The 25,445-nt window shown below is 56.3% G+C and carries 18 protein-coding genes; 11 read left to right on the forward strand and 7 right to left on the reverse strand.

Going from position 1 to position 25,445, the window contains the following annotated elements; genetic code table 11:
• Window positions 1-156 precede the first annotated feature (156 nt).
• The 3 genes from PLO63_15110 to sppA form a co-directional block, all read right to left on the reverse strand.
• Window positions 157-2,049: an alpha/beta hydrolase gene (locus PLO63_15110; GenBank protein ID HOI75472.1), complete on the reverse strand. Its 1,893-nt coding sequence runs from the start codon at window positions 2,047-2,049 to the stop codon at window positions 157-159.
• A gap of 403 nt (window positions 2,050-2,452) precedes the next feature.
• The gene (locus PLO63_15115; protein HOI75473.1) at window positions 2,453-3,301 is read right to left on the reverse strand and encodes a GNAT family N-acetyltransferase; all 849 of its coding nucleotides are present in this window, start codon (window positions 3,299-3,301) and stop codon (window positions 2,453-2,455) included.
• A 32-nt stretch (window positions 3,302-3,333) separates the two neighbouring features.
• Entirely contained in the window at window positions 3,334-4,320 is a 987-nt protein-coding gene (gene sppA, locus PLO63_15120; protein HOI75474.1) for a signal peptide peptidase SppA, read from the reverse strand.
• A gap of 450 nt (window positions 4,321-4,770) precedes the next feature.
• Between sppA and PLO63_15125 the strand changes: the two genes are divergently transcribed.
• Window positions 4,771-5,886, forward strand: a complete 1,116-nt coding sequence (locus PLO63_15125) for an acyltransferase family protein (GenBank protein HOI75475.1) — start codon at window positions 4,771-4,773, stop codon at window positions 5,884-5,886.
• A gap of 156 nt (window positions 5,887-6,042) precedes the next feature.
• Here PLO63_15125 and PLO63_15130 read toward each other — a convergent pair whose 3' ends face one another.
• Together PLO63_15130 and PLO63_15135 are read right to left on the reverse strand one after the other, a co-directional pair.
• Window positions 6,043-6,837, reverse strand: a complete 795-nt coding sequence (locus PLO63_15130; GenBank protein HOI75476.1) for a CheR family methyltransferase — start codon at window positions 6,835-6,837, stop codon at window positions 6,043-6,045.
• Window positions 6,830-7,360 (reverse strand): nucleoside-triphosphatase, encoded by a 531-nt coding sequence (locus PLO63_15135; protein HOI75477.1) that lies wholly within the window; start codon window positions 7,358-7,360, stop codon window positions 6,830-6,832. The genes PLO63_15130 and PLO63_15135 overlap by 8 nt, the downstream gene beginning before the upstream one ends.
• 408 nt (window positions 7,361-7,768) lie before the next feature.
• Here PLO63_15135 and PLO63_15140 point away from each other — a divergent pair, with 408 nt between their 5' ends.
• From PLO63_15140 to PLO63_15150, 3 genes are all read left to right on the forward strand, one after another.
• Entirely contained in the window at window positions 7,769-8,917 is a 1,149-nt protein-coding gene (locus PLO63_15140; GenBank protein HOI75478.1) for an acyl-CoA dehydrogenase family protein, read from the forward strand.
• Between the two features lie 234 nt (window positions 8,918-9,151).
• Window positions 9,152-9,391: a hypothetical protein gene (locus tag PLO63_15145; GenBank protein HOI75479.1), complete on the forward strand. Its 240-nt coding sequence runs from the start codon at window positions 9,152-9,154 to the stop codon at window positions 9,389-9,391.
• A 111-nt stretch (window positions 9,392-9,502) separates the two neighbouring features.
• Window positions 9,503-9,934 (forward strand): DUF1284 domain-containing protein, encoded by a 432-nt coding sequence (locus PLO63_15150; protein ID HOI75480.1) that lies wholly within the window; start codon window positions 9,503-9,505, stop codon window positions 9,932-9,934.
• A gap of 90 nt (window positions 9,935-10,024) precedes the next feature.
• On the opposite strand, the gene PLO63_15155 is transcribed toward PLO63_15150, so the two are convergent.
• Window positions 10,025-12,832 carry a sigma-54-dependent Fis family transcriptional regulator gene (locus PLO63_15155; protein ID HOI75481.1) on the reverse strand — a complete coding sequence of 936 codons (2,808 nt, stop codon included), beginning with the start codon at window positions 12,830-12,832 and terminating at the stop codon, window positions 10,025-10,027.
• A gap of 209 nt (window positions 12,833-13,041) precedes the next feature.
• On the opposite strand from PLO63_15155, the gene PLO63_15160 reads away from it, so the two are divergent.
• The 4 genes from PLO63_15160 to PLO63_15175 all read left to right on the forward strand — a co-directional run bounded on the left by PLO63_15160 (window position 13,042) and on the right by PLO63_15175 (window position 19,634).
• Complete coding sequence (locus PLO63_15160; GenBank protein HOI75482.1) at window positions 13,042-14,280, forward strand: thiolase family protein; 1,239 nt, start codon at window positions 13,042-13,044, stop codon at window positions 14,278-14,280.
• A 116-nt stretch (window positions 14,281-14,396) separates the two neighbouring features.
• Complete coding sequence (locus tag PLO63_15165) at window positions 14,397-15,953, forward strand: long-chain-fatty-acid--CoA ligase (GenBank protein HOI75483.1); 1,557 nt, start codon at window positions 14,397-14,399, stop codon at window positions 15,951-15,953.
• A gap of 164 nt (window positions 15,954-16,117) precedes the next feature.
• Window positions 16,118-16,648: a hypothetical protein gene (locus PLO63_15170; protein HOI75484.1), complete on the forward strand. Its 531-nt coding sequence runs from the start codon at window positions 16,118-16,120 to the stop codon at window positions 16,646-16,648.
• 61 nt (window positions 16,649-16,709) lie between these two features.
• Window positions 16,710-19,634 carry a PAS domain S-box protein gene (locus PLO63_15175; protein HOI75485.1) on the forward strand — a complete coding sequence of 975 codons (2,925 nt, stop codon included), beginning with the start codon at window positions 16,710-16,712 and terminating at the stop codon, window positions 19,632-19,634.
• Between the two features lie 46 nt (window positions 19,635-19,680).
• On the opposite strand, the gene PLO63_15180 is transcribed toward PLO63_15175, so the two are convergent.
• Window positions 19,681-20,844 (reverse strand): double-cubane-cluster-containing anaerobic reductase, encoded by a 1,164-nt coding sequence (locus PLO63_15180; protein HOI75486.1) that lies wholly within the window; start codon window positions 20,842-20,844, stop codon window positions 19,681-19,683.
• 339 nt (window positions 20,845-21,183) lie between these two features.
• Here PLO63_15180 and PLO63_15185 point away from each other — a divergent pair, with 339 nt between their 5' ends.
• From PLO63_15185 to PLO63_15195, 3 genes are all read left to right on the forward strand, one after another.
• Complete coding sequence (locus PLO63_15185) at window positions 21,184-21,504, forward strand: IscA/HesB family protein (GenBank protein HOI75487.1); 321 nt, start codon at window positions 21,184-21,186, stop codon at window positions 21,502-21,504.
• A gap of 291 nt (window positions 21,505-21,795) precedes the next feature.
• A complete protein-coding gene (locus PLO63_15190; GenBank protein ID HOI75488.1) occupies window positions 21,796-22,632 on the forward strand; it encodes a CPBP family intramembrane metalloprotease in 837 nt (278 codons plus the stop codon).
• 114 nt (window positions 22,633-22,746) lie between these two features.
• Window positions 22,747-25,167: a response regulator gene (locus PLO63_15195; protein ID HOI75489.1), complete on the forward strand. Its 2,421-nt coding sequence runs from the start codon at window positions 22,747-22,749 to the stop codon at window positions 25,165-25,167.
• Window positions 25,168-25,445 lie beyond the last annotated feature (278 nt).

Genomic DNA, 25,445 nt, shown 5'->3' on the forward strand with positions numbered 1-25,445 from the left:
GTCGTCTTTCCCGTTGCCGGTTGCCGGGCGGCGGCCAGGCAGGCAGCGGCTTCGACCGTAAAACTGGGATCGGTGCTGCAGCCGGATCATGACCCCGCGGTTTGAGAGCGGAGCAACCATCCGGGCGATGAAAGAATCTTCCGCCGCGTCGTCCGGCTATTTCGGGACGAGCCGAAAAGGCGAGGGAGGGATGAACTCTCCCGGCTTAACCGAGACCTTTGTGGAATAGGGCTCGCAGCCCTCCGCCTCGATGGCCAGGGTGTAATCCCCGGCAGGAAGACCGAAGAAGACAAAGCCGTTCCGGCACAGGTAGTCTTTCGACGAGAGAAACGCCTTCAGGACTTCCCGCTCGCTCATGCCGTCCGAGGGCGCGAGGGTGCGCCGGATCCCCGCGCCTTCCAGCGCGACGGACCGGACCTTGTTTTTCCCGGCCAGATCCAGGAAGTATCCCCAGTAGTTGTCCCCGGCCCCGGCGGCCGCCGTGATGATCCCGGCAACCATCCCCTGGGGAACCAGGGTGTAGCGGACATCGGTGATCTTGCCGGCGGCTATGGAAACGGGGAGGTTGGCCGGCTCGGATCGGAATCCCAGCGCACAGAGTGTCGCTTCGTAATCGCCGGGCGGGATCGCCCCGGTTTCCTGCCTTGTCGTCAAGGGATTGAGCTTGAACTGCGTTTCCCCGCCATCTCCTTTCGCTGGAACAAGAACCAGCGCCATTTGCGGGGGAGGCTTCGTGTCGGGCGGACTGAAATCATGCCGGACATCTACATATCCGCGGGAGGAAGCCAGGTTCTTTTTGACGTTGGCCTCCGTCACCTCCGCGATGGCCTCGTACTGCCGGAAGACCTCCGGGCTGCTGAGGATGCTCAAGTGGTCCTCGTTGAAGCCCATCACTTTCCTGGCATCGGCCTGGGCCCGCGGGTCGAGCATGCTCTCCAGCGTCACGGTGTTGTCGTTGTTCCCACGAAAGAGGCTCCCTCCCCCCTTGTGGCCAAAGAAGAGGTAGTATCGCATGGTCTCGGGAAGCTTCTTCGAGAAGACGCGGCGGATGAAATCGCTGTCCGGCTCCATGTCTTTCCAACTGGGAATGACGGCGGGAGAATGCTCCACGCCGGTTTTCGCCCTGCTTTCCCCGTTCCAGGGCGTGGATATCGAGATGAAGAGCCTCACGCTCCGGTTGTGCTGGTCCCTCTCGATCAGGGCCGACCTGGAAACCAGGCCGCCCATGCTGTGCGCCACGACGAACAGCTGGTCGAAATTGTATTTTCCGTGGAGATCGTACAGCTTCTTTCTCAGGAAGAAGGACAGCGTCTCCAGCCTCGCCCCGGACGGATATTGGAATATCCACGGCTGGTATCGGGAGCGGTCGATGGTTTTGAGGAAATACCTCCAGTCTTGCGGGGAGCCCGCCGCGCCGTGGACGAACAGCACCGGGATCTTTTTGGGATTGTAGGGTTCGAGAAAATAGATGCTGCATCCGGCGGATTGAAACGATTCCAGGGGCTCCCAGAATCCCTTCTCACCCTGCTCCGCGGAGAAGGACGGATCGCTCAGATCGGCGATGGCGCCCGCCGATGTCGGATGCTTTTTCCTGCCGCCGGAATAAGCGGTCATGGGGCCGGCCAGCGGGGGGGCGGGCCGGCCGCCATCTTTTGAAATTCTGAAGTCGAGTCCCCAGGCGACCCCTCCCGGCTGTGGTGTGAGGGGGGCTCCCTTTTCATGGTGTCCCGCCCGCTCCCCGGGATCAAAGGCGGCATTGCCGTTGGCGTCTTCGAAGGCAAAGAGACGGTAGCGCCCCTGCCGAACGAGAAGCTCGTAGGGACCGGGCTCCGACAGCACGGCATAATCGCCGACGGAAAGGCGGCCGTCGTCGATGCTGTAGGCGATCACATAGATGGGTTTCCCAGGGGAGGAGGAACTGACGATTTCGCCGAAAAGAAGGGAAGACTCTTTCGAAAACTGAACGTCCTCCCTCACCTTCAGTAGCGCGCAGCCGCTGAAAAGAAGGAGGGTCAGAAGAATCACCAGCGCGAATCGTAATCGGTTCATGAAAAGATCCTGTCAACGTCACTCGCAGCACCCGGATGAAAGACCATTTGCATGGAAGGTGCATTCTTCCAAGCAAGGCAGCCATTGCACAATGAATGCCAAGAAGGCACATGACCTGAACGGCTTCTTAAAATCGGATGGTGTGGCGGTGATAACAAAAGGACACATGGATGCCGGGCGCAGACCGACTCCCAACATCCCATTTTCACATGCGAAACAGGAGGTAGACCGGCCGGGAGGAAGATCCGGCCGATAGAAACACGGCCGGGGCTTATCTCAGGAAATGGGCAGAATTGGCAACCTGCAAGTCAAAACTATGACTTTCCGGTTGCCGGGATATTGACGATTTCCGATATCATGAGACCCGTTGATCGCCCCGGCTCGTATGTGTTTCACGGAAGGATCAGACGGGCTTTTCCGGCAGGATCAGTTCGTAGAACGGCAGATGCCGGATCGGCTCAAAGCCCGATTTGACCGCCAGGTTGTACGAGCCCTGATTGCCGCGCCGGCAGGACCAGACCGGCTCCAGCCCTCTCTCAAGGCAGTATTCGATCAACCTGGCCGTGACAACGCAGGCAAAGCCTCTCTCCCTGAACGCTGGCCTGGTTTCCAGCCCCAGTTCCAGGATCCCGTCATGCCGGAACGATGAAAAAGCCGTCGCTGCCGCCTGCCCGTCGACCATGAGCGAAAACCCGGCACCGTGCGATATAAAATCGGACGCGTTGTTCCAGAATTTTTTCGGGACCACCGTGCCGTCGATCCGGTTGAAAAGATCCGCATCGACTTCGCGAATCTCGTAATGCGCAAGGTCGATGCCTCTCTTGAAACCTTCAAATCGGTCCGGTTTGAACGTGAAATTGACGCGCTCGTGCTTGACGACGGCAACCCCGGGGTTGTCCCGTCCTCGATCGTCGTCGCAGGGTATCAACCGGTCACCGAGCATGCGGTCAATTCTCGCCTCGATCTCCGATGGAAACACCTGCATCCACTCCGCCGCCTTTCTCAAGCCGCGAAGCCCCAGCAGATGGTCTTTCAGCTCCGAATGCAGAAATTCGTCATGGACATTCCCATACAGCAGGGACATTCCATAGGGATGGACGATGTAAAACGCCCTGGGAAACGCAACGTCATCCACGTAAATGCTTCCCGCTACGTGCTTCTCGGCGACCGATCTCGCAAAATAACAGTTGACGGTAACCTCTCTCAACGCTTGAACGGCCTGCGTGAAGGCATCCAAGGGCAGCTGCTTCATTCCGGTATCATCCTCACATTCCAATTCTTTTTTTACCGCTCGTCCCCGATCGCCCCCGGCCAGATGTAGTAGAACCCCGTCGTCAGGTTCAGGATCTCCGGCAATTCGACGTTGACCAGGGAGGGTTTCCGGTCTCCGGAGGCGGCCGCCGCCACGTTGTACAGGTTGTCGTCGGGATACTCGTCGCGGCGGTACACCACAACCCGGGCCTCATCCGGCAGGCCGGCCAGCTTTTTCGTTTCCTTCACGGCGTCGCTCAGGTAGCCGATGCGGTCGATCATTCCCAGCTTCAGTGCCTCCTCCGCCAGGAGGATCCGGGCCGTGGACATCTCCGCCAGCGCCTGCGCATCCAGTTTGCGATGCTTTCTGACCAGGGAAAGGAAGCGATCGCCGAGGCGGTCGACCGTTGCCTGGAGGAGCTTCTGCTCTTCCGCCGTGGTTTCCCGGAAGGGGGAGCCCATATCCTTGTTCTTTCCGTGTTTCTGTACATCCACGCCGAGGCCGATCTTTCCCATCAGGCCCATGGCCTTGGGCTGGATGAAGATGACACCCACCGAGCCCGTCAGGGTGGTCGGATGAGCCATGATCAGGTCGGCCGGCAGGGACATGTAGTACCCCCCGGAGGTGGCCATATCCATCATGGCCGAGACGACCTTCGCTCCCGTCCGCTGCCTGTATGCCGTGATCTCGTGATACAGGATGTCGCTGGCCGTGATGGTGCCGCCCGGCGTGTTGACCTTGAACAGCACCGCCTTGATGCGCTTGTCCTTCTCGGCCTTCCTCAACTGTGAGACCACCTCCTGGACCAAGCTGGGACCGGTGGTGATGAGCCCCTCCCGGGGGCTGTCGGAGATCACGCCCCTGACGGGAATCATGAGAATCCTGTCGGCTCCGCTACCTTCAAGGGTGAACTCTTTCAAGGGGTCCTTCGCGTCCGGGAAAAGCTTGACCTGGGGGCCGGCACAGGCGGTGATCAGAAACAGGGCCAACAAGGTGGCAATGAGGCATAATCTTTTCATGTCATCCTCCTTTGGAGAGCAAAAAACACTAACCTTGTTTACGCATCGACCGACGTTTCCCGACAACAATAAACCCCGCGGTCTTTCAGGAGGCGGGGTTTTTATCTGCCGGCCGTGTCGTTCATCCGAACGGCTCAGATCGTTTTCTGATGGGTCAACCTCGTTCGCTTTTCATCGAAGGTACCACCCCTTTCGCCAGAAAGCCACCAAGGAAATGAACCAGCGCGGCAGGACCGGGCCGGCATCTTTTCGGTGAATGCTTCCAATTTGGGCAGCACACTACCTGACGTCCGAGACAGCCCTTTCATGAGAAACCGGATGGCGCGAAACGGCAGGGTTGTTTCATGTTCATTCGTTGACAAGCCCTATGGTTCCGCCTACAGTCCGGCATTGAAAAGGCTCGCATCGTCAACCGCTGAAAATCGACGGAACCAAGGGAATCCCGATTCCATGCAACGCGCTTATGATCTCGACAGACTGCGGGTTGTTCTCATCGCACTGGTCTTCTTTCACCATTCGTCCATCGCATTCGGCGCCCATGGAAGCTGGTACTACGTTACGCCCCATGCCACCGCCGGCTCCGTGCAATTTATCCTGATGATGTTCATGGCCGTCAACCAGGCCTTCTTCATGAGCCTTTTCTTTTTCATCTCCGCGCTCCTGATGCCGGCATCCTTCGACCGGAAGGGATTCGGACAATTCATGAAAGACCGCCTGATGAGGCTGGGCATTCCGCTGGCGGTCTATACGCTGCTGATCCACCCCTCGCTGAAATACGCGATCAGCAGGCACCTGGGTACGACATCCGACCCCTGGCTCGATTTCGTCTGGATCGCAGACACGCATTATCCCGCCCCCGGCCCCATGTGGTTCGCCCTTACGCTTCTGATTTTTGAAACGGCATATGCCCTTTACCGCCATTCCCTGCCTGTTGGCCCGGAAACGAAAGCGGTGAAAAAACTGCCCTCTCCGACCCATATCCTTGCCTTCATCGTCGGAACCGGCCTGCTGGCGTTTGGCATCCGGCTTTTCTACCCGATCGGAAGCAATTTCTTCGGACTGCAGTTCGGATACTTCATGCTGTACATCACCATGTATTCATTGGGGATTATCGCCGGCCGTGACAATTGGCTCGAACGGTTTACAATCCGGCAGGCATGGCCGTGGTTCATCTCGTCGCTCCTGGCCATCCCGGCATTCGGGATGGTTGTGTTGTTCAGCAAGGCTCACGGGGCCATGGGCGACCTGATGGGGGGGATAAACCTCCGGGCACTGGCCTACGCGATGTGGGAACCGTTGATCTGTGTCGGATTCAGTTTCTTCCTCCTGATGGTTTTCAAAAAGTATCTGAATGCACCCGGCAGGCTTGTCTCCGTCCTTTCAGCCGACAGTTATCCCTTCTACGTCATACACCCGCCGTTCGTGGCAGGATTCACGGTTCTTTCGGAACAGGTTGCGCTCCCCCCCCTGGCAAGGCTGATGCTCGTGCTGGTACTGGGCATTCCGACCTGCTTCCTTGCCGCCCATCTGCTCCGGAAAATTCCCGGATTGAAGAGGATTTTATAATCGGAGAAACGCAGAGCCCTGCGGACGTGAATCCTGCGCCTCGCAATCGACACAGCCCGTCCCCGATGAGCCCGCGGCGCGAAACGGCAGGGTCATTGTTGCGGCACGTCATCTGCCGTGTTTCAGGAAAATGGATATGCCGCTGAACGGGCTCCGTCAGATCTTCCGATAAACACCCGGGCAATCACACACTCCGGAAAGGCCGAAATCGTCACAGGAAAGGCGTTCACGGGCACCGACGATCAGGCTGCCTCCGGCGATCAGCCGGTCAACGACCCTTTTGACGGGGACCTGATGGGTTTCCTTCCGGCAGTATGTGAGAAGATTGTTTCTCATGAAGATGATGTGAAACGGGTCCTGTACGGGCAGCACATCGCTCAGATCATGATGCAGCCATGAAATGCCGTCCCTCAAATCTTTCCTGATCACAAAGCAGTCATTCTCAAACTGAAAAAAACGATCCAGGCAATCCTCCGGAACCTCTTTCAGCATCTTTTCCGTGTAGAATCCGGAGGCGGCCGTTTCCAGGTATTCCCGGTTCATATCCGTAGCAAGAAGGAAAAGAGGCGGCAGCGGTCCGGCCACATCCGACAGAAGCCGCCACAGCATCACAAAGCTGTATGCCTCCTGCCCCAGGGCGCAGCCGGCCGACCAGACATTCACCCGGGCCGGTTTTTGAGACAGAAGTTCCGGAAGCAGATTCTCCCCAAGGTATTTCCACAGGAAGCGGTCCCGGAAGAAGCTGCTGATGGAAACCGTCAGCAACCTCCTGGTCTCCCTTTGAAGGGCGGGCTGTGTCCTGATCCGCTGCATGTAGTCGCAGGCATCGCGCACGTTCTCCTTCTGCATGTGCCTGACGAGCCTTTTGATGACGCCCTTTCTTACCTTGCGGTACCCCGGCCATGACATGCCGAAATAATCGAGTATCTGCCTGAACTGGTCGTCATTCATGGTTGGGATTCATGGAAGCGGCGCGAAGGAGATATAGCGGCAGGTTGTTCCTGTTGTCCCTTGTGATCTCGATCAGCTCAACATCCGTCCTTGCCTTGACATCCGCAATCAAACCGGCCCCCTTCATGGCAACCGTGGCCACAACCGGTCTGTCCGATGAGAGCAACACTGCCACAAGTTCCCTGAACTTCCTCGAGAAGCACTCCATCTTGCCGATCTCGTCAATGACAAGCAGCCGCCTGCCCGGTTCATCGAAAGGAATCCGGTCGAGGAATTGCTCGAAACCGCTGAGAGCGACACCATACTTTCCAACCTTGAAGGGGCTTCGGATTTCGTCGTGAGAAAGAACGTTCCTGGCACCTTCCGTATCGATCAAAGAAAACCCCCTTCGGATCCCATCTTCACGGATCTCTTCCGTATAGAAGCCGACAGGATTCAGATCGGCAGACTGTGCAAGTATCTTCCTGATCAAAGTCGTTTTGCCGATTCCGGGCACACCTGTGATCAGGATGTTCTTTTTCATCGGATAAGCCTCTCGACAAAAGCTTACACCGGCAATGAGTCCTTTTCAATCTTCAGCAGCCTTCGGCATCCCGTTTTGCACCGGGGGAACCATGACTGCCGGATGAATCCGGACCGGAGGCCGGCCCGATCCGGACCACCATTCTTTCTTCCCGGATATACTCAGCTATCTCCATATGCTGCCGACCGTATTCTCCCTGAATCTGCCGCTGTGGATGAAAACCGGCCGGCTCGGAGGACTTTGCCCGGACACCACACCAGGAAAGAGATCCGCGGATGAGCCAGTAAGCCGCCGTGATCATAAATGAAAAGGCAGATACTCTCGGGAAGCGCCGTGCAGTGTCGATGGCAGATTCGTTGCTTGCATCCTGACCGGGCAAGTTTTCATATCGAAAAAAGGAGCCGCAACATGGATTACAATGTGTTTCACCCCGAGCATCAGCAATTCCGTCAGCAGGTCCGGCGTTTCCTGGCGGACCGGGTGACACCGCATGCGGATGAGTGGGCGAGGGAGCGCCGGGTTCCGCGGGAGATATGGCAGGAAATGGGCCGGCTGGGTTTCCTGGGCTTCTGCTACGACCCGGTATACGGAGGTTCCGGTGCGGACGAGCTGTACCGCGTTGTGCTGAACGAGGAGATGGCCCGCTCGGACGCCGGCGGCTTCTGTCTCGCCGTGACCGGCCACAACGACATGTCCACGACGTACATCAATCTCCTGGGCACCCACGAACAGAAACAGAAGTGGCTGGCGCCTTGCATCGCGGGGGAGAAGGTCTGCGCCATCGCCGTCACCGAGCCCGGGGCCGGATCCGACGTGGCGGGGCTCACGACGCGGGCGGATCGGGTCGGCGACCGATACGTGATCAACGGCCAGAAGACCTTTATCACCAACGGCCATTACGGGGATGTCCTTGTCACGGCGGTCAAAACGGACATGAAGGCAACTCCGCCCCATAAGGGAATCTCGCTGTTCGTCATTGAGAAGGGAGCGCCCGGAGTCACGTCGCGCAAGCTCGAAAAGATCGGGGCTCACGCCTCCGACACGGCGGAGATCTTCTTCGACCAGGTGGAAGTGCCTGTGGAAAATCTGCTTGGCGCCGAGGGACAGGGGTTCTACGCGATCATGGCGAATTTCCAGATGGAGCGGCTGGCCATCGGGGTTCTGTGCGTGGCGACGGCCCAGCACATCCTGGAGAAGGTTTTGGAGCATGCCCGCCAGAGGGTGGCCTTCGGGAAGCCCATCGCGAAATTCCAGGTGGTCCGGCACAAGCTGGTGGACATGGCGACGTCGATCGAGCTGAACCGGGCCCTGGCGTACCAGTGTGCCGCCCAGTATGCGAGGGGGGCCGACGTGACAAAGGAGATCTCCATGCTGAAGGCCTCCGCGGCGGAAATGGTCAACCGCGTCGCCTACGATGCAACCCAGCTCTACGGCGGATACGGCTTCATGGCCGAATACGAGGTGGCACGCCTGTACGCGGACCTGAGGCCCGTCAGCATCGCCGGGGGAACCACCGAGATCATGAAGGACATCATCGGCCGCCTCATGGGCCTGTGAGGGGACGGGAAAGGGGGACTCGGCCTTCCCGTCCCCCTCGGCCTTCCCTTCCATCTCGCGGCGGTCTCTGACGGCCGCCGCATGATTTTCTTCCCTCGACCATGCCCCCCCGGACGCAGCGGTTTCATGGCCGTGTTCCGGAGCGCCCCGCCAATCCGATCAAAATCCATGCTCATTTCTCACTCCTTATGGTAAGAAGATGTTCAACCAATACAAACGAGAAGGGAGGCAATCATGGACGTTCGGGACATGAAAGGCAATCCGGGAATGTGGGAACAATTGTCGTGGGGAGATCTGAGCAGCAAGGAAAAAGAACTCTGGACCCTCCTTGGCTGGGACGCGGACAGATGGGACCGGAATGAAGCACCGCCAAGCACTGACAAGTATTGGAACGACTTGAATTTTCAGGAAAGAAAGGCCGCGGAAGGCCTCGGCTTCACGGAAAAGATCTGGAATGGTTTTGAGGATGAATAACACGGACGCGGATTGTATGCCGCATTGTCCTATTCTTTAGAACCAATTGCAGTGGCTGTCACCGAAGCTTGTTGCATCGGGTCGGGATCCTCCGGCAAATCAGGGAACAGAATGACGCACCCAAACGAACGGATTGAGCAGCCTGTTCGCGTGTTGAGGCTTCGACCTCATCACATCCTGTGCATGCGATATCTCCCACCGGAGCTTCTGGTACGGGGAGGCGAATTTGAAGAGGTCAGCAGAGACGTCAGGGAGACTTTGATTTCGAGCGAGACAGCCATGATCGAGGTATCCCGCGGCTTGGATGATCTCTGCATATCATGTCCGGACTGTGGAGAAAACGGCTGCGTCAGTTCCTTCGGCGATGAGGAAAAGGTAGGCCGTTGGGATTTCAGGGTTATGGGTGGTCTCGGCCTGAATTATGGTGACCGTATGACGGCAGGAGAATTCAGGACGCTCATCCGTCAAAAGGCGCCGCTCGATTTCTGCAAAAACAGGTGTCCGTGGAAATCGATCTGTACCGTATTCAGCCAAGGAGCGTGACGGCGCAACAGATCTCCGATTTACGGGAACATGACCAAGTCAATCCAGATTGCGGGGGGGTGTAAGGACGCTATTCCATTCGGGAGTTCCTTACTCAAGATGCTTATGCAATCCAAGCGTCTTCATCCTGTGGTTCAGGGTCGTACGCTTGATCCCCAGCCGTTCGGCGGCACCCCCCGGCCCTCCAATTTTACCGCCTGTGATTTCGAGAATATGACGGATGTACCTCCTCTGCATCTCGTCAAGGGTGGGCAGATCGTCATAGATGTTCCCTTTTGATGACTTCCGACTGAGCGGAATGTCCAGTGACAATGGACCACCCGTCCAAAGAATCACTGCGCGCTCGATCACGTTTTTCAGTTCCCTGACATTCCCGGGCCAGTCATAAGCCGTCAGCTTCCGCCGATCGTCCGCACTCAAGTCGATACGGTGATGGGAGTATTTCGCGGCATATTTATTCAGAAAATACCTGGCCAGGAGCAGGATGTCCTCCTTCCGCTGCCGCAGGGGTGGTATGGTCATCGACATGACGTTCAGGCGGTAATAGAGATCTTCCCGGAATCGACCGGAAGAGATTTCTTCCGTCAGGGTTCTGTTTGTGGCAGCGATCAGCCTGAAATCCGATTCAATTGCCTTTGTGCCGCCAACGCGGAATATTTTCCCGTCCTGTAAAACCCTCAAGAGCTTGACCTGGACAGAAGGAGGAATTTCCCCTATTTCATCAAGAAACAACGTTCCTCGATGAGCGAGTTCCATACGGCCGATCTTCTGGCTGTCCGCTCCCGTAAACGCCCCTTTTTCATGACCGAACAGCTCGCTTTCCATCAGACTTTCCGGAATGGACGTGAGTTCAATGATGACAAACGGCTGATCATGCCGAAGGCTTTTCTTGTGAAGCCGGTGTGCCAGGAGCTCCTTGCCGACGCCGGTCTCGCCAAGAATCAGTGTTGTAGTGCCTGAAACGGCGATGCGATCCACCTGTTCAAGGAGCCGAAGCATCACCGGACTTTCTGCAAGAATATCCTGTGAATCGGTATGAGATAGTTGATCGAGGCGGGTGCTTATTTTCTGTTCCAGCCGTTGCCGCTGTCGATAATGATTTTCGACATAGGTTGTCAGCCTCAGGAACATCTGGGTAATCTGAGAGCGCTCAAAGTGATCGAAACAATGCCTGTCCAGGGAATTACTCAGATAGAGCACGGCTTGAACACGACCGCTGATTTTCAGAGGAACGCAAAGGATGGCTTTGGGACAGTTGGACAGGAATTCGGAATTCTCCACGCGAACGATCTGGGGCATATTCTCCCAATACGCCTTGAAAACCAGAGAAAGGCTCTGCCGGAAATCCTCGTTTTTCACGTCTTTCGGGGAAAGATTATAAGGCCCCCGAAGAACCGGATCGTTCATCGAGGGCGAAGATCCGAACCAAAAAATGCCTCCCCGCTCCGCCCCGAAAAACCGGTTCGACGCAACAACCACCCTGTGCAGAATCTCGTCCAGATCGGCGCCGGGTTCCAAGCCCTGGATCATCTCCATGTATGATTCCAGAATTCTGTCATGCTGTTCGATGGAGATGGCCATGTCGCTTTTGATGACCAGGAGGTGCCTCAAATCATCCGGATAATAAACATCGCCGTAACCTGAAAATCCCTTCCAGGCCTTCTGTGCCAGCACGCGCGCCTTCTCCTTTTCCCCTTTCCGTATTTTCAGACGGACCATTTCGATTCTTGTTTTTGCCAGTTGAATCGGATCGCCCGATTGTTTCAAATAGGCTTCGCTGCGATCAAGATCCTTCTCGATGGCATCGTCATTTTCCCCTCCTGCGCTGGCATCCCTGGCTCTGAGCCTCAGTGCTACTCCGCGCAAATGAAGGTTCGGTCCACGCATGATGCTGTCCAGTTCGTTCTGATAATCGAGCGGAGCGATCAGCACCAATCCCTGCTTCTTCAGATCGTAAATCATCTCGATCCACATGGGCGAAGCATACTGATGAATCAGACCGGCAGGAGCGCCTTCCTGCGCCACCTCTTCAATTTTTTCCTTTGCTTCGTGGATTCGGCCTTCCAGGTAATCGTGGTAGGCGACGCCCCCTTTTGCAAAATACTTTGCCAGGGCATTGCCACGAACTGTTGCTTCCTGTAGAGCCCCGGATAAATGAAAGAAGGCCTCTCTCCTTTTGTTCATCATCAGGAGAATGATGCCGAGAACGGAACGCAGGGTAACTGCCAGTGATTCAGCGGATCTGTCCAAGGCAAGGCGCCGGTAGTAATCGATCGTCCCGATCGCTTCGTGATACTGTCCCATGAAAGCCGAGCAATAGCCCAGCCACATGGGCCCCGAAGGATTGATGGCCGAACGGGACCACTCTTCCGTTTCGTAAACGCTCACGGCTGTTTCAAAATATCGTTTTGCTTCCGGGAATATCCCCTGAAGGAAATAATACAGGCCGATAAATTCCGAAGCTCTCGACAGGATGTCTTCATCACCCAGATTTTCGACTTCATCCTTGCCGGCCTTAAAGTATTCCATGGCCAATAATCTTTGTTCGGCAAAATAGAATAGTCTGCCGAGATGTAGATTGATCAAGGCCTTTGACCGACGGTCCCCGGAACGGTCTGCCACGGAATTTGCAGTCTGCAGAATCTTCATGGCGTCATTGAAGCCCTGTCCAAGATTGAAACAGAGATTTGAAAACTCAAGGCTGGCAGCGATCAATACCTTGTCGCTCTCTGCATCTTGCGGGTGCGACAGGAGACGTGCCAGGGTCTTTTTATAAGGCGCCAGAAGGCTCTTGCCGGCACCATCTGACACTTCTTTCCGGGTACTGCGATATTTCCGTTCATCCGCCTGGGATGGTCCGGACGCTTTGTCCTGCTTGTCCTGTCTCACGACACCCATGTGTCACCTCCTGTCGGACGGTCTTTTCCATCATACTGCATTCCTGTCAAGAGATGAATGACGACATATTGCCATATCGTGACCATATATTGCCTTACGATACGCCTTCCTGTTTATATTAATCAATATTATCTGCACATTACATAATTAATGTTTCGGTACAATCGTTGCTGTTATCCCTGTCGACTACATATCGAAGGAGTCAGCTTATGAGGAATGTCTACATCATTGGAACCGGAATGAACAAATTCGGGCACTATCCCGAGGGAGCCGTTCGTTCCATGGCGGAAGATGTTGTCGGCATGGCCCTCAAGGACGCAGGACTGGGGAAGAAGGATATTCAGGCCGGATTTTTCTCCAATACGTTCTGGGGCATGTTCGACAATCAGCATTCCATCCGGGGACAGGTGGTGTTTCGATCCATTGGCATCGACAAGATCCCTGTCACCAACGTTGAGAACGCCTGTGCCGGGGCGTCTACAGCTCTCCACCTGGCCTGCACGGGAATCATGGCAGACATGTACGACGTGGCGATTGCCGTTGGATCGGAGAAAATCACCAACCCCGACAAGCTCAAGTCACTTTCCGCGTATGCCTTTTGTATGGACGTGGGAAACTTTGAGCAACACATCAAGATGATTATGGATATCGGGAAGTCATTTCGGATCGAGATTCCAGAGGACAAGTCCGCTCCCGGGAAAGGCAGGAGCATCTTCATGGACGCCTATGCAACCGGGGCACGCTGGCACATGGACCGGTTCGGAACCACCCAGAGACAATTTGCCGTCGTCGCGTCCAAGAACCACTTCCACAGTTCTCTCAACCCACTGGCCCAATACCAGATACCCATGACCGTCGAGGAGGTCATGGCCGACGTCCCCGTGGCCTATCCCCTGACCCGGTCCATGTGTGCACCGGTCGGCGATGGAGCGGCCGCGGCCATCGTCTGCTCTGAACGATTCCTGAAGAAGCTGGCGGGCGCCCGCCCGGTGAAAATTCGCGCTTCCGTTCTCGGTCAGGGGTCGAACCGGGACCTGGATGGCGAAGACATCGGCGAACGGTTGTCCAGGCAGGCTTACGCTCTCGCCGGCCTGGGACCCGATGACATCGATGTGGCGGAGCTTCATGACGCCACAGCCTATGGAGAGCTTCACCAGACCGAAGCGATGGGATTCTGCCCGATAGGACAGGGCGGGCCTTATGCAGAATCCGGTGAGACAACCCTGGGTGGGAAGAAACCCATCAATCCCAGCGGAGGCCTGGAGTCACGCGGCCATCCCATTGGAGCATCGGGACTGGCTCAGATTCATGAACTGGTTCTTCAACTGCGGGAGGATGCCGGAAAACGGCAGGTCGAAGGGGCTCGTCTGGCACTGGCCGAAAACGGCGGCGGGAACATCGGGGTCGAAGAGGCCGCCATGTGCATCCATATCCTCGAAAAAACCTGAATATGATCGAAGCGGTCCGAGAAAAGGAACCCGCGGTTCCTTCATGATGCATCGCTGCATTCGGACTCACGCCGAAACCGGCATCATCGCAAAGCCAACCATAGGAGGTCATTGACATGATCGATACCATGCAAACATCTCAATATCTTGCAATCAACACGTTGAGAAAACACCGGGATCGGATCTTTACAGACCGGGAGGGGTTGACGCTTCATTACAGTGACATTGAAAAGGCCTCGAATCGCGTGGCCAACGGTATCCGTGCATGCGGGTACGGCCCGGGTGACCGCATCGCCGTGGTCATGCCCAACAGTGTACACTATGCCGTGGCGGATTTCGGGATCTACAAATCAGGCGCGGCACTTGTGCCCATGAACATGATGATCAGCCCGGACGACATCGCTTTTGTTCTCAAGGACGCGGGGGTCAGGATGATATTCGTCGATGCGTCCCATGCAGAAAAAATTCGATCCATGCAGAGCAGTCTGCCGCAACTGAAGGATATCATCGTCGTGGACGGTCCTGCGGGGGATGGAATGCTTGGATGGGAGGACTTCAAGGCGAAATATCCCGATACCGCCGTGAGCACGACCGCCGGCGAGGACCACGATGCGCTGATTATCTACACGGGCGGAACGACGGGCAAATCAAAAGGCGTCGTACACAACCAGAAAAGCCTTTATTTCGACATCCTGGCCCATGTCGTTGAACTGCCCTTCGTGCCCGACGACAAGGTTCTCATCGTGACGCCCATGTCCCATGCCACCGGCTGGCTCCTGTTTGCCGGCTGTGTCCGGGGCACAAGCTTTGCCATCGAGAAGAGCTTCGACCTGGTGCGCCTCCTGGAAATCATCGAGAAAGAAAAGATCACCATGATGATGATGGTGCCCACGATCATCTACATTTTCCTCGACATCATGAAGGCGAAACCCTCCGACGTCAGTTCGCTGCGGGTACTCGGGTATGGCGCAGCACCGATTTCGGACGCCCGCCTGGCCGAGGCGATCAAGGTCTTCGGCCCGATTTTCTACCAGAAATACGGCCTCGTCGAATGCCCGAACATGATCACGACCCTTTCTGTAGCAGACCATATCAAGGCCCTGGAAAAACCGGCCATCCTCCAGAGCTGCGGACGTCCGGACGTCATGGTGTCGCTCAGGATCGTCGATGAAGCCGGCCAGGAGGTGCCGGTCGGGCAGGTCGGCGAGATCATTGTGAAGGCGCCGTACGTAATGAATTCTTATCTGAATCAGCCGGAACTCACTGCCGAAACGCTGAAGGACGGCTGGCTCCATACGGGTGACATGGGGCGGGTGGATGAGGAAGGCTACGTCTATATCCTGGATCGGAAAAAGGACATGATCATCAGTGGCGGCATGAACGTCTTTCCGGCGGAAGTCGAGGATCTGATTCGCAAGCATCCCAAGGTAAAGGAAGTATCTGTCATCGGGATTCCCGATGACTACTGGGGCGAAGCCGTCACGGCATGCATCGTGCCTGATGGAGAAGCTACCGAAGACGAGATCAAGGCATTCTGCAAGGGCAAGGTTGCCAAGTACGCCCAGCCCAAGAAGGTCGTTTTCATGGACGTACTGCCGAAAACCATCCTCGGCAAGATCGACAAAAAGGTCCTGCGAGAGCCTTACTGGGAAGGAAAGGCCCGCCGGGTATAGTACAGGAAGAATATCATGAGTGACGGGCGGCCCCTGGGAATCCACGTTTTCCCAGGGGCTGCTTGATTTCTGCATGGAATAACAAAATTGGCAACCGTTGCCGCAGAAAATATAACCAGGGTGTGATATAGGAGGCAGCAGCCGGTACATAAAAGGAGCAGGTCATGTTTCGACGAAACACAATGATTGTGCTGATCCTGGTTACGATCATACCGGGCCTGGTTTTCACCGCTTCGGCATTCGCCGGTCTTTCCTGCAGCGATGTCAACCGCGACAATCCGAACTATCATGACAACATGGACATGCTCGCAGAGCGGGCGAAATTGCCCGACAATTCATGGAATCGATACCATGAAGACGTCGTTCGTGCATTGTGCGGCGGCAACGTCAAAGACATCGACGGGCTGATCGATTCCGGTTTCGTGAAACCCGGGGAAGCTCGAGACATCGCCAGGACACTCGGCAAGGCCTACCAGCCGAAGAAACGGTCCGAAGCCGGGAAACGTTACGGCGACTCAAGGATAAAGTTCGCGGAGATGGGAGCCTGCAACGCCTGCGCGGACAACATCGCGCAACACTATACGAAGAAGCCCCACTCTCCGTGCGGCAGACTGGCGAAGCAGGCCCTGGAGGGAAATCCCTCCGCCATCAAGAAGTTAGTGGCTTTCCCGGATTTTTGCCAGTGGAAGTATTGAACGACGAACAGAGAGCGGCAGTGGGAAATAAGTCTGCACCCGGACGGGGAGCATTCCGGAAATGAAACACAGATACATCCTGGCAGCCATCATTTTCACCCTTGGACTGAGCGCCTATTTCTTCGCTTCTTTTTATAACGAAGCCAAACAGGACGCGATCAAGAACGTCAACAACGAGCAATGGATTCAGGCAGGACATGCCGCACGCGGGATCGAAGACTCTTTTACCGGCTGGACGCGCCTCCTGACCTCCATTTCCTCGGCGAAATCCATCATACACTTCGATAAGCGGGCGGAGAGAAGCTTTGAATTCCTTTATAAGGCTAATCAGGATAAATTCCGGGCGATTACACGCCTGGATGCAAAGGGCAGGATTGTCTATACATACCCTTTCGATTCCGCCGTGATCGGGAAAGACATCTCCGGGCAGACGCATGTCCGCGAACTGATGGCCACCCGCAAGCCCGTCATCAGCGATGTATTCCTGGCTTTACAGGGATATCGCGCCATTGCCCTCCATGTCCCCGTCTTTCGGAATCATGCCTACGACGGTTCAATCGGCATCACCATCAATTTCGAGGCACTGGCCAAGCGCTACCTGGAGAACATCCGGGTCGGGAACACCGGCTATGCCTGGGTCGTCAGCAGGGACGGCACGGAGCTCTACTGCCCGGTACCCGGGCACATCGGGAATTCCGTCTTCGAGAACTGCAGCGATTTTCCCTCCATCCTGGTGATGGCGGAGAAAATGCTCAAGGGCGAGCAGGGCACGACCACCTACACGTTTGACAAAATCCGCGGCAGTCAGGTGGAGAGTGTCAGGAAACATGCCGTCTACATGCCCATCAGGCTTGGGAACACATTCTGGTCCATCGTCGTCGCCTCGTCGGAAGACGAGATCATCGCTTCGCTGGAGAGTTTTCGGAATAAGCTTTTCATGGTTATCGGACTCCTGCTTCTTGGCGGAGTCCTGTTTTCCTATTACGGCTTCAGGGCCTGGTTCATCCTGGAGGAGGAAAAGAAGCGGCACCAGACGGAAGAGGCATTGCGAAAGAGCGAAGAAAACTACCGTCTTCTGTTTGAAAGCGCCACGGAGGGAATCCTGATTGCCCAGGACGGCATGATCAAGGTTGCCAACCAGGCCCTCGCGGAGATTCTGAAATATCCAAGAGACCTTTTGCTGGAAAAACCGTTTCCGTTATTCATTCATCCCGATGATCGCTCCACCGTCCTTGAGCGTCATCAACGGAGATTGAAAGGCGAATCTCCGGAAATCGACTATCCGTTTCGGATTATTACATCCGAGGGAACGGAAAATTGGGTGCAGATTCATCCGACCGTCATTTCCTGGGACGGCAGGCCGGCGGTTCTCAGTTTTGTCATGGACATAACCGAACAGAAACATGCCGCAGAGAGACTGAGGGAATCCCAGAGACGGCTGGCGGACATTATTGAATTTCTCCCGGACGCGACCCTGGTCATCGACGAGGAAGGCAGGGTGATTGCCTGGAACCGGGCCATCGAAGCGATGACCGGCGTCAGGAAAGAAGACATGCTGGGCAAGGGAAACTATGAATATGCCATCCCGTTTTACGGGGAAAGAAGGCGCATTCTCATTGATCTCGCGCTGCATCCGGATCCGGAAAAGGAAAAGGAATACCTGACGATTCGAAGATCGGGCGATATCATTCAGGGAGACGCTTTCACACCGGCCTTGCCTCCGGGAAACATCCATGTTTCGGGAACCGCCTCCGTGCTCAGGGATTCGGAAGGAAAGATCGTCGGAGCCATTGAATGCATTCGGGATGATACCGATCGCAAGATCATGGAGGAGCGCCTGCAGCGGGCCGAAAAGATGGAATCCCTGGGGATTCTGGCCGGCGGTGTGGCTCATGACCTGAACAACGTCCTGGGTGTGCTCGTAGGCTACTCCGAGTTGCTCATGCGGGAGGCGCCGGAGGGAAGCCGGTCGGCCAATTACGCCGGGAGCATCCTGGCGGGGGGACAGAGGGCGGCCGCCATCATCCAGGATCTCTTGACCATGGCCCGGCGTGGCGTATCCGTCTCGGAAACCGTGAACCTGAACCTGGTCCTGGCCGATGCCTTCAAGACGCCCGAGTTCGAACTCGTGAAAGCGCATCATCCGGATGTCCTGTTCGAGAGCCGGATGGAGAAAGATCTCTTCAACATCAAGGGTTCCCCGGTACACTTGAGCAAAACGATCATGAACCTCCTGTCCAACGCGGCGGAGTCGATACGCGGCAAGGGTACGGTGACGGTCACGACGGAGAACCGCTATGTCGATCTGGCCCTGCCGGGCTATGAGAACACACGGGAAGGAGAGTATGCCGTCCTGACCGTGACGGACACCGGGTCGGGGATCGCGCAGAAGGACATGGGAAGGATCTTCGAGCCGTTCTACACGAAGAAGGTCATGGGCCGGAGCGGAACCGGCCTCGGCCTGGCGGTGGTCTGGGGAACCGTCAAGGACCACGGCGGGTATATCGATGTGCAGACGGCGGAGAATCAAGGCACGTCGTTTGTCCTGTATTTCCCCGTGACCAGGGAAGCCCTTTCGAAAACGGATCATGCCCCGGCTGAACGGGAGTATCGAGGAAACGGCGAAAGCATCCTGGTCGTGGACGACGTGAAGGAACAGCGCCTTCTGGCCGCCACGATTCTGGAAGGTCTCGATTACCGGGTGGCAGCGGTGGCGAGCGGCGAGGAGGCCGTGGAATATCTCCGGGCAAACCAGGCGGATCTGATCATTCTCGACATGATCATGGATCCCGGAATCGACGGCCTGGAGACGTATCGCCGGATCCTCGAAATCCAGCCGCGACAGAAGGCGATCATCGTCAGCGGCTTCGCCAGGACCGAGCGGGTCAACCAGGCCCAGGATCTCGGCGCCGGTGAATACGTCAGGAAACCTTACGTAATTGAAAAACTGGGGATGGCGGTCCGCAGGGAGCTGGATCGATTATAAGTTCTATCCGGCCCGCATCGCATCTTCGCGTCCTCTTCGGAATCCATCAGCAGGGTCTCACGCATTCAAGAAGTGCTTCGATCCGAGTCCGGATCTGTTCCATGTCGCCATTTGAGTAATCCGTCTCGATCTTCAGACCGGGCAACCCGTGCCGGTCCTTCACGTGATCGAGGATTTTGAGCGATTCGATATTGTATGCGTGGCAGGCATGCAAAACGACGTCGACCACCACGTCGGGCCTGAATCTCGCAATCATCGCGTCCAGCATGTCGAGACGCCTCCAGTTTGGAGTCATGCAGGAGCAGGGGATCATGAGACCGGCTTCCGCAACGGCCCGCAGAGGGTCTCCCGTTCCCTCCCCGATCTCGATGGAATATCCCTTCATTCCGCTGCACGCCTCCAGCGCCACGACGGCTCCCCCCGCCTCATCGATGATCTGCAGGATCTTGTTCGCATCACCGCTGATGGGACATCCGCTCACGAGGACCCTCGGCGCACCCCGCTTCGCAACGAGGATTCCCGCCGCGGTCCGTTGGTTCAGCCTTTCCATGATTCTTCCGACCACGAACTGCAGCCTGCCGCTGTCCAGGAAGGCATCGAGGCCGATGACGTCGTACAGCTCCCGCCAGTGAACGAGCGGCGGCTGGAAGGTCAGTGCGTCGAAAAAGCGGTTCATGATCCGATTCTTCCTGTTGGTCTCCAGGATCTCCGCCTCGATGCGGTCCTCATGGATGGTTGTCTGAAACTCGGATTCCAGAAAGGTTTTGAGTTTGCGGACCATCCCGACCCAGCGGTCCAGTGCCGTCCCGTCATCGGGAAGTTGGGGAAGATCCATGATGTGGGTGGGCTTCAAATGGGCGATCCGTTCAAACATCTTCTTCTTTCCGTCGCAGGTCGTCTCGCCGATGACGGCATCGCAGAGCTCGTAGAGGATACAGGTCCCGGTGCGGATGAAACCGAAGCTGGACTTGATCATGGGACAGAGATTGGCCGGCAGGACTTCTTCCGCGGCGGAAATGGTTCTTTGGGAAGACGCACAAAGGGAGACGGGAACGGCATCCATGGCCCGGATCAGCTCCGCGGGGGCGTAGCAGCAGTAGAGGCCGACGATGCGGGCTCCCTGTTCCCTTTTCTTCAAGAGGAATTCAAGATATTGCTCCGACAGGCCTGCTTCCTGAGGATTTCCACGATGTCCGGGTATGTCCGCCATGATCTCCTGCATTGCCCTGTAGTCCGCTAATTCACCGGGAGCCTTCCAGAAATGGCCGGCGCGTGTGCCATGATCCCCGTGATCCGGGGCGCTTCGTGCTCGCGTCCGTTTTCCACAACCGCGTCGATGAACATCCGTTCCCAAGAGCGGGTTCATACCATTCTTTTTCATCATAATGGAAATTCGAATATCGAATCGCCGCCTCCGATATATGCTTATTATCTATAATTAAATTCTTTCATATGGGTTGACATTGTTCCGTCCATGATTTAATTCGTGGTCGTCTCCGGAGGCAAGCAGGTCCCGGAGGTTACCCCATACCGGAAAGGATCAGGACATATGTTCACAGTGACGGAAAAGGCGAACGAGATGATCAGGGATTTCATGAAGAACCGGCAGGAAAACCTTCCGATCCGGGTGATGGTTTTCGAGGGCGGCTGCTCGGGAACGTCCCTGGGAATGGCCCTGGATGAGCAGCAGGCGAATGATCAGGTTTTTGAGGACAACGGCCTTACGTTTGTCATCAACCAGGATCTGCTCAACCAGATACAGCCGATCACGGTGGACTTCATCGAGACCCCACACGGATCGGGATTCAAGCTGTCCTCCAGCTTCGTGGGCGCCGGCGGCGGATGCGGCACCTGCTCCTCGTGCGGATGATCCGGCTGCGTCATCGCGATCGTATTGGATGCACGGGCAAACCCTCCCCTATATTTGACTCTCACGGTTGCGGCGTGCCGGTTCCGCCGCAACGGATCCTTCCCGCTGTCCCTCGCGACGTCCATCAGCTTATCATCTCCGGAATTCTTAACACTCCTTGAAAGTTCCATGATATATCCGCCGGGCGTCGGCCGGTATTAAAGATGGAATGGCCATGCGCCGATAGATAAATAATGGCCACGGCAATCCTTTGCGAGATGCCCGGCGGATAGCCTCGGGCAGAAGAAAAACATGGACATCAGTAGCTACCGTCATCCCTTTCTCTTCTACGGGTTGTCCACGGCCATCCCCTGGACATTCTGGTTCGGCGCTGCCTATGCAAGCCATATCACACCGGCAACCCCGTTTCTCGGAGCGGTTGTCGGCATTCTGGGCGTCGCAGGGCTGCTGGGACCGACGGTGATCGCATTCTCCATGATCTGGCCGCACAAAGAGATGCGGGAGGATCTCAGGCACCGGATCATCGGCCTGAAAGGAGCCCGGCCCGTTTACCTCTTTCTGGCCTGTTTTCTCATGCTCGCCAGCATCCTGTCAGCACAGGCGATTTCCCTGCTTTTCGGCCACAGCGCGGACCAGTTTCGTCTTGCCGGCACGTCATCCTTTTCCGCCGGCATCTTTCCCGGGTGGTTCCTGCTCTTCCTGGCCCCGCTGGTGGAGGAGCTGGCCTGGCATTCCTATGGTACGGACTGCCTGCGACAGCGCATGAACCTTCTGACCGTTTCCCTCCTCTTCGGCCTTTTCTGGGCCCTGTGGCACATGCCGCTCTCGTTCATCAAAGGGTACTATCACAGCAATGTCGCCGAAGCCGGTCTCCTTTACAGCCTGAATTTCATGGTCAGCCTTGTTCCCTATGTCGTGCTGATGAACTGGCTGTATTACAAGACAAACCGGAGCATCCTGGTTGCAATTGTCTTTCACATTACCGCGGGATGCTTCAATGAGATGTTTCAAACGCATCCGGACAGCAAGGTCATCCAGACCGTCCTCCTGCTCCTGCTGTCCATTGCGGTGGTGGCGAAGGATCGCGATTTCTTTTTGCAGCGGGAGTATCGGGGGCCCGGTACATGAAATGTTCCATGACCTTCAGCAGTCATTCAATAGCGGCGGAATTGCCGATCCGGTTGTGATATGTAAAACGGGAGCCGATCCGGATCGACCGGCCGTGACGGAGGGGAACAGGCAATGGCAGAGCGCATTTTGATCGTCGACGACCAGGAGCAGAATCTCTACCTGCTTCAAGTGCTTCTGGAGGGAAACGGATACGAAGTGGAAAGCGCCTTCGACGGAGCGGAGGCGCTGGTGAAGGCAAGGCACGCCCCTCCGGACATGATCGTCACGGATATCCTGATGCCGGTGATGGACGGCTATGCCCTGTGCCGGGAGTGGAAATCCGACGATCTGCTCAAGCACATACCCCTGGTTTTTTACACGGCCACCTATACGAAACCCAAAGACGAGGAGTTTGCCTTGAGCCTCGGTGCGGACCGCTTTGTCATCAAGCCCCAGGAACCGCATATCCTGATGAATATATTGAAAGAAGTCCTGAACCGAAAACGCTCTTTAGAACAGGTCGGCACCAGGCCCCTCGGAGAGGAAATGGAGTTTTTTCGGCAATACAACGCAATCCTTTTTGAAAAACTCGAAAAGAAGATGTCGGACCTGGAAGCGGCCAACAAGCAGTTGAGCCTTCTTGAGGAAAAGTATCGGCTCAGTTTCGAGAACGTGACGGACGTTATTTACATGATCGATACGGATCTCAAGATCCTGAACATCTCTCCCAGCGTCGAGAAAATACTGGGCTACAAACCCGAAGAGCTGATCGGCCGGCCCGTCTTCGATCTGAAGCACATCTTTCTGCCGGAATCATTCGAAAAGGCGGTTTCCAACACCGAACAGATCCTGAAGGGACAGGGCATCCCCACAGCAATTTACCGGTTTCTTTCAAAGGATGGAGCCGTAAAGCACGGGGATATCAGCGGCTCCCCCGTCATGCACGAGGGGAAAATCACCGGCATGATCGCCGTCGCCCGCGACATCACCAAGCGTATCGAGGCCGAGGAAGCCTTGCGGGAGAGCGGGACGATGTTCCGAACCCTCGTCGAGCATGCCTTCGATTCTACGATCATTATCAATCTGGAAGGAACCATCCTGTTCGCAAACAATTCGGCGGCCCGGACGATTGAAGCCCAGGATTCGGACTCCCTTGTGGGCAGGAATGTGATGGACTTCGTCGCACCGGAATCGCGGGAAGACGTGCTGAATGATTTCATAGAGCTCGCGAAAGGCCATGACAGCTACCTCGCGGAGTACTCGCTGATCACGGGAAACGGCAGGAGAATGCGCATGGAAAGCGTCGGTAAGCGCATCGTTTTTGAAGGAAAAGCCGCCGTCCTCGCCTCCATGCGGGACATCACGGATCGAATACGGGCGGCGGAAGAAAAGGAGAAGCTCCGGGATCAGCTTCTCCAGGCCCAGAAGATGGAGTCCATGGGTGCGCTGGCGGGCGGCATCGCCCACGACTTCAACAACATCCTGGGAGCCATTATCGGCTATTCGGAGTTGTACAAGGAGCAGGTCCGGGACCGCCCGAAGGTGTACCGGGGCATGGAGGAAGTGCTCAATGCCGCCGGCCGCGCCAGGGACCTGGTGCAGCAGATCCTGACCTTCAGCCGACAGGCCGTGCCGGAGAAACGGCCGACGGCCATCATTCCGATCGTCAGCGAAGTCGCAAGATTCATCCGGGCATCCCTGCCCTCGACCATCGAAATCAGGCAAAAGCTGAATGCGACATCGGATGTGGTCATGGCCGATGCAACACACATGCATCAGCTGTTGATGAACCTGTGCACGAACGCCGGGCATGCCATGACGGGAAAGGGCGGTATGCTGGAGATCGGGGTGGAGGAAATCACCATCGGCAGGGAAAAACAGTGGCTTTTCCCCACCCTTGACGGCGGCCGCTACCTGAAGCTGGAGGTTCGGGACACGGGTCACGGCATCAAGGCGGAGCACATGGAAAAAATCTTCGATCCCTATTTTACGACCAAGGGAAAGGGAGAGGGCACGGGCCTGGGGCTGGCCGTCGTGCACGGCATCACCAAGGATCATGGCGGGGAAATCAAGGTGTATAGCGAAATCGGCAAGGGGACGCGCTTCAGCGTTTATCTGCCGTTGATGGAAAAGCAGGCCGACGTGATCCCGCCCGTTGCCGAGGTTTCCCTGCCACGGGGGAGCGAGAGGGTTCTGTTCATCGATGACGAAGAGCCCCTGGCCAACCTGGGAAAGGAACTGCTGGAGGCACTCGGCTACCTTGTCGTCGCCGAAACGGACCCAGTCAAGGCCATCGAGGAATTCAGCAGGAACAGTGACGCATTCGATCTGGTGATCACAGACAAGACCATGCCACGCATGACGGGATTCGACATTGCGAGCGATCTTCACAAAATCCGTGCGGACATTCCCGTGATACTCTGCTCCGGCTTTCAGGAACAGGAGGACCTGGAAAAGCAATCCGCCTGCGGCATCTCCTGTTTCATCATGAAGCCGTTCCGGATCAAAATCCTGGCCGAGGCGATCCGCAACACCCTGGGCAAGAAAGCGTGATCGAAGGGCAACGAAGCAAAAGGTGTGTAACAAAATCATGAACGGTTCCGGTTTGCATACCGGCTTGACGATAGAATGATAGTCGTTTACAAGATGGTGTAAGATGAAATGATAATTGAAACAATTGACATTCTTTCCTCGTAAGCACCACCCGGAACCGCGCTGCGGATCGAGCACCCAACAACCTGCCAAAGGAGGCGGCGATGTCGGGAGCAGGGATTGCCGGCCGTCCTGGTAACAGAGATAACGGCTGCCGCATATATTACCGGCGCATCCCC

Source organism: Syntrophales bacterium (assembly GCA_035363115.1).
Lineage (GTDB): Bacteria > Desulfobacterota > Syntrophia > Syntrophales > PHBD01 > PHBD01.

Bases quoted from the DNA above. Each gene is read 5' to 3' on its own strand.
- sppA (HOI75474.1), bottom strand. From the start codon at position 4,320: ATGAAAAGATTATGCCTCATTGCCACCTTGTTGGCCCTGTTTCTGATC.
- PLO63_15160 (HOI75482.1), top strand. From the start codon at position 13,042: ATGAGGAATGTCTACATCATTGGAACCGGAATGAACAAATTCGGGCAC.
- PLO63_15155 (HOI75481.1), bottom strand. From the start codon at position 12,832: ATGGGTGTCGTGAGACAGGACAAGCAGGACAAAGCGTCCGGACCATCC.
- PLO63_15145 (HOI75479.1), top strand. From the start codon at position 9,152: ATGGACGTTCGGGACATGAAAGGCAATCCGGGAATGTGGGAACAATTG.
- PLO63_15150 (HOI75480.1), top strand. From the start codon at position 9,503: ATGACGCACCCAAACGAACGGATTGAGCAGCCTGTTCGCGTGTTGAGG.
- PLO63_15170 (HOI75484.1), top strand. From the start codon at position 16,118: ATGTTTCGACGAAACACAATGATTGTGCTGATCCTGGTTACGATCATA.
- PLO63_15175 (HOI75485.1), top strand. From the start codon at position 16,710: ATGAAACACAGATACATCCTGGCAGCCATCATTTTCACCCTTGGACTG.
- PLO63_15190 (HOI75488.1), top strand. From the start codon at position 21,796: ATGGACATCAGTAGCTACCGTCATCCCTTTCTCTTCTACGGGTTGTCC.
- PLO63_15185 (HOI75487.1), top strand. From the start codon at position 21,184: ATGTTCACAGTGACGGAAAAGGCGAACGAGATGATCAGGGATTTCATG.
- PLO63_15115 (HOI75473.1), bottom strand. From the start codon at position 3,301: ATGAAGCAGCTGCCCTTGGATGCCTTCACGCAGGCCGTTCAAGCGTTG.
- PLO63_15165 (HOI75483.1), top strand. From the start codon at position 14,397: ATGATCGATACCATGCAAACATCTCAATATCTTGCAATCAACACGTTG.
- PLO63_15180 (HOI75486.1), bottom strand. From the start codon at position 20,844: ATGGCGGACATACCCGGACATCGTGGAAATCCTCAGGAAGCAGGCCTG.
- PLO63_15125 (HOI75475.1), top strand. From the start codon at position 4,771: ATGCAACGCGCTTATGATCTCGACAGACTGCGGGTTGTTCTCATCGCA.
- PLO63_15130 (HOI75476.1), bottom strand. From the start codon at position 6,837: ATGAATGACGACCAGTTCAGGCAGATACTCGATTATTTCGGCATGTCA.
- PLO63_15135 (HOI75477.1), bottom strand. From the start codon at position 7,360: ATGAAAAAGAACATCCTGATCACAGGTGTGCCCGGAATCGGCAAAACG.
- PLO63_15195 (HOI75489.1), top strand. From the start codon at position 22,747: ATGGCAGAGCGCATTTTGATCGTCGACGACCAGGAGCAGAATCTCTAC.
- PLO63_15110 (HOI75472.1), bottom strand. From the start codon at position 2,049: ATGAACCGATTACGATTCGCGCTGGTGATTCTTCTGACCCTCCTTCTT.
- PLO63_15140 (HOI75478.1), top strand. From the start codon at position 7,769: ATGGATTACAATGTGTTTCACCCCGAGCATCAGCAATTCCGTCAGCAG.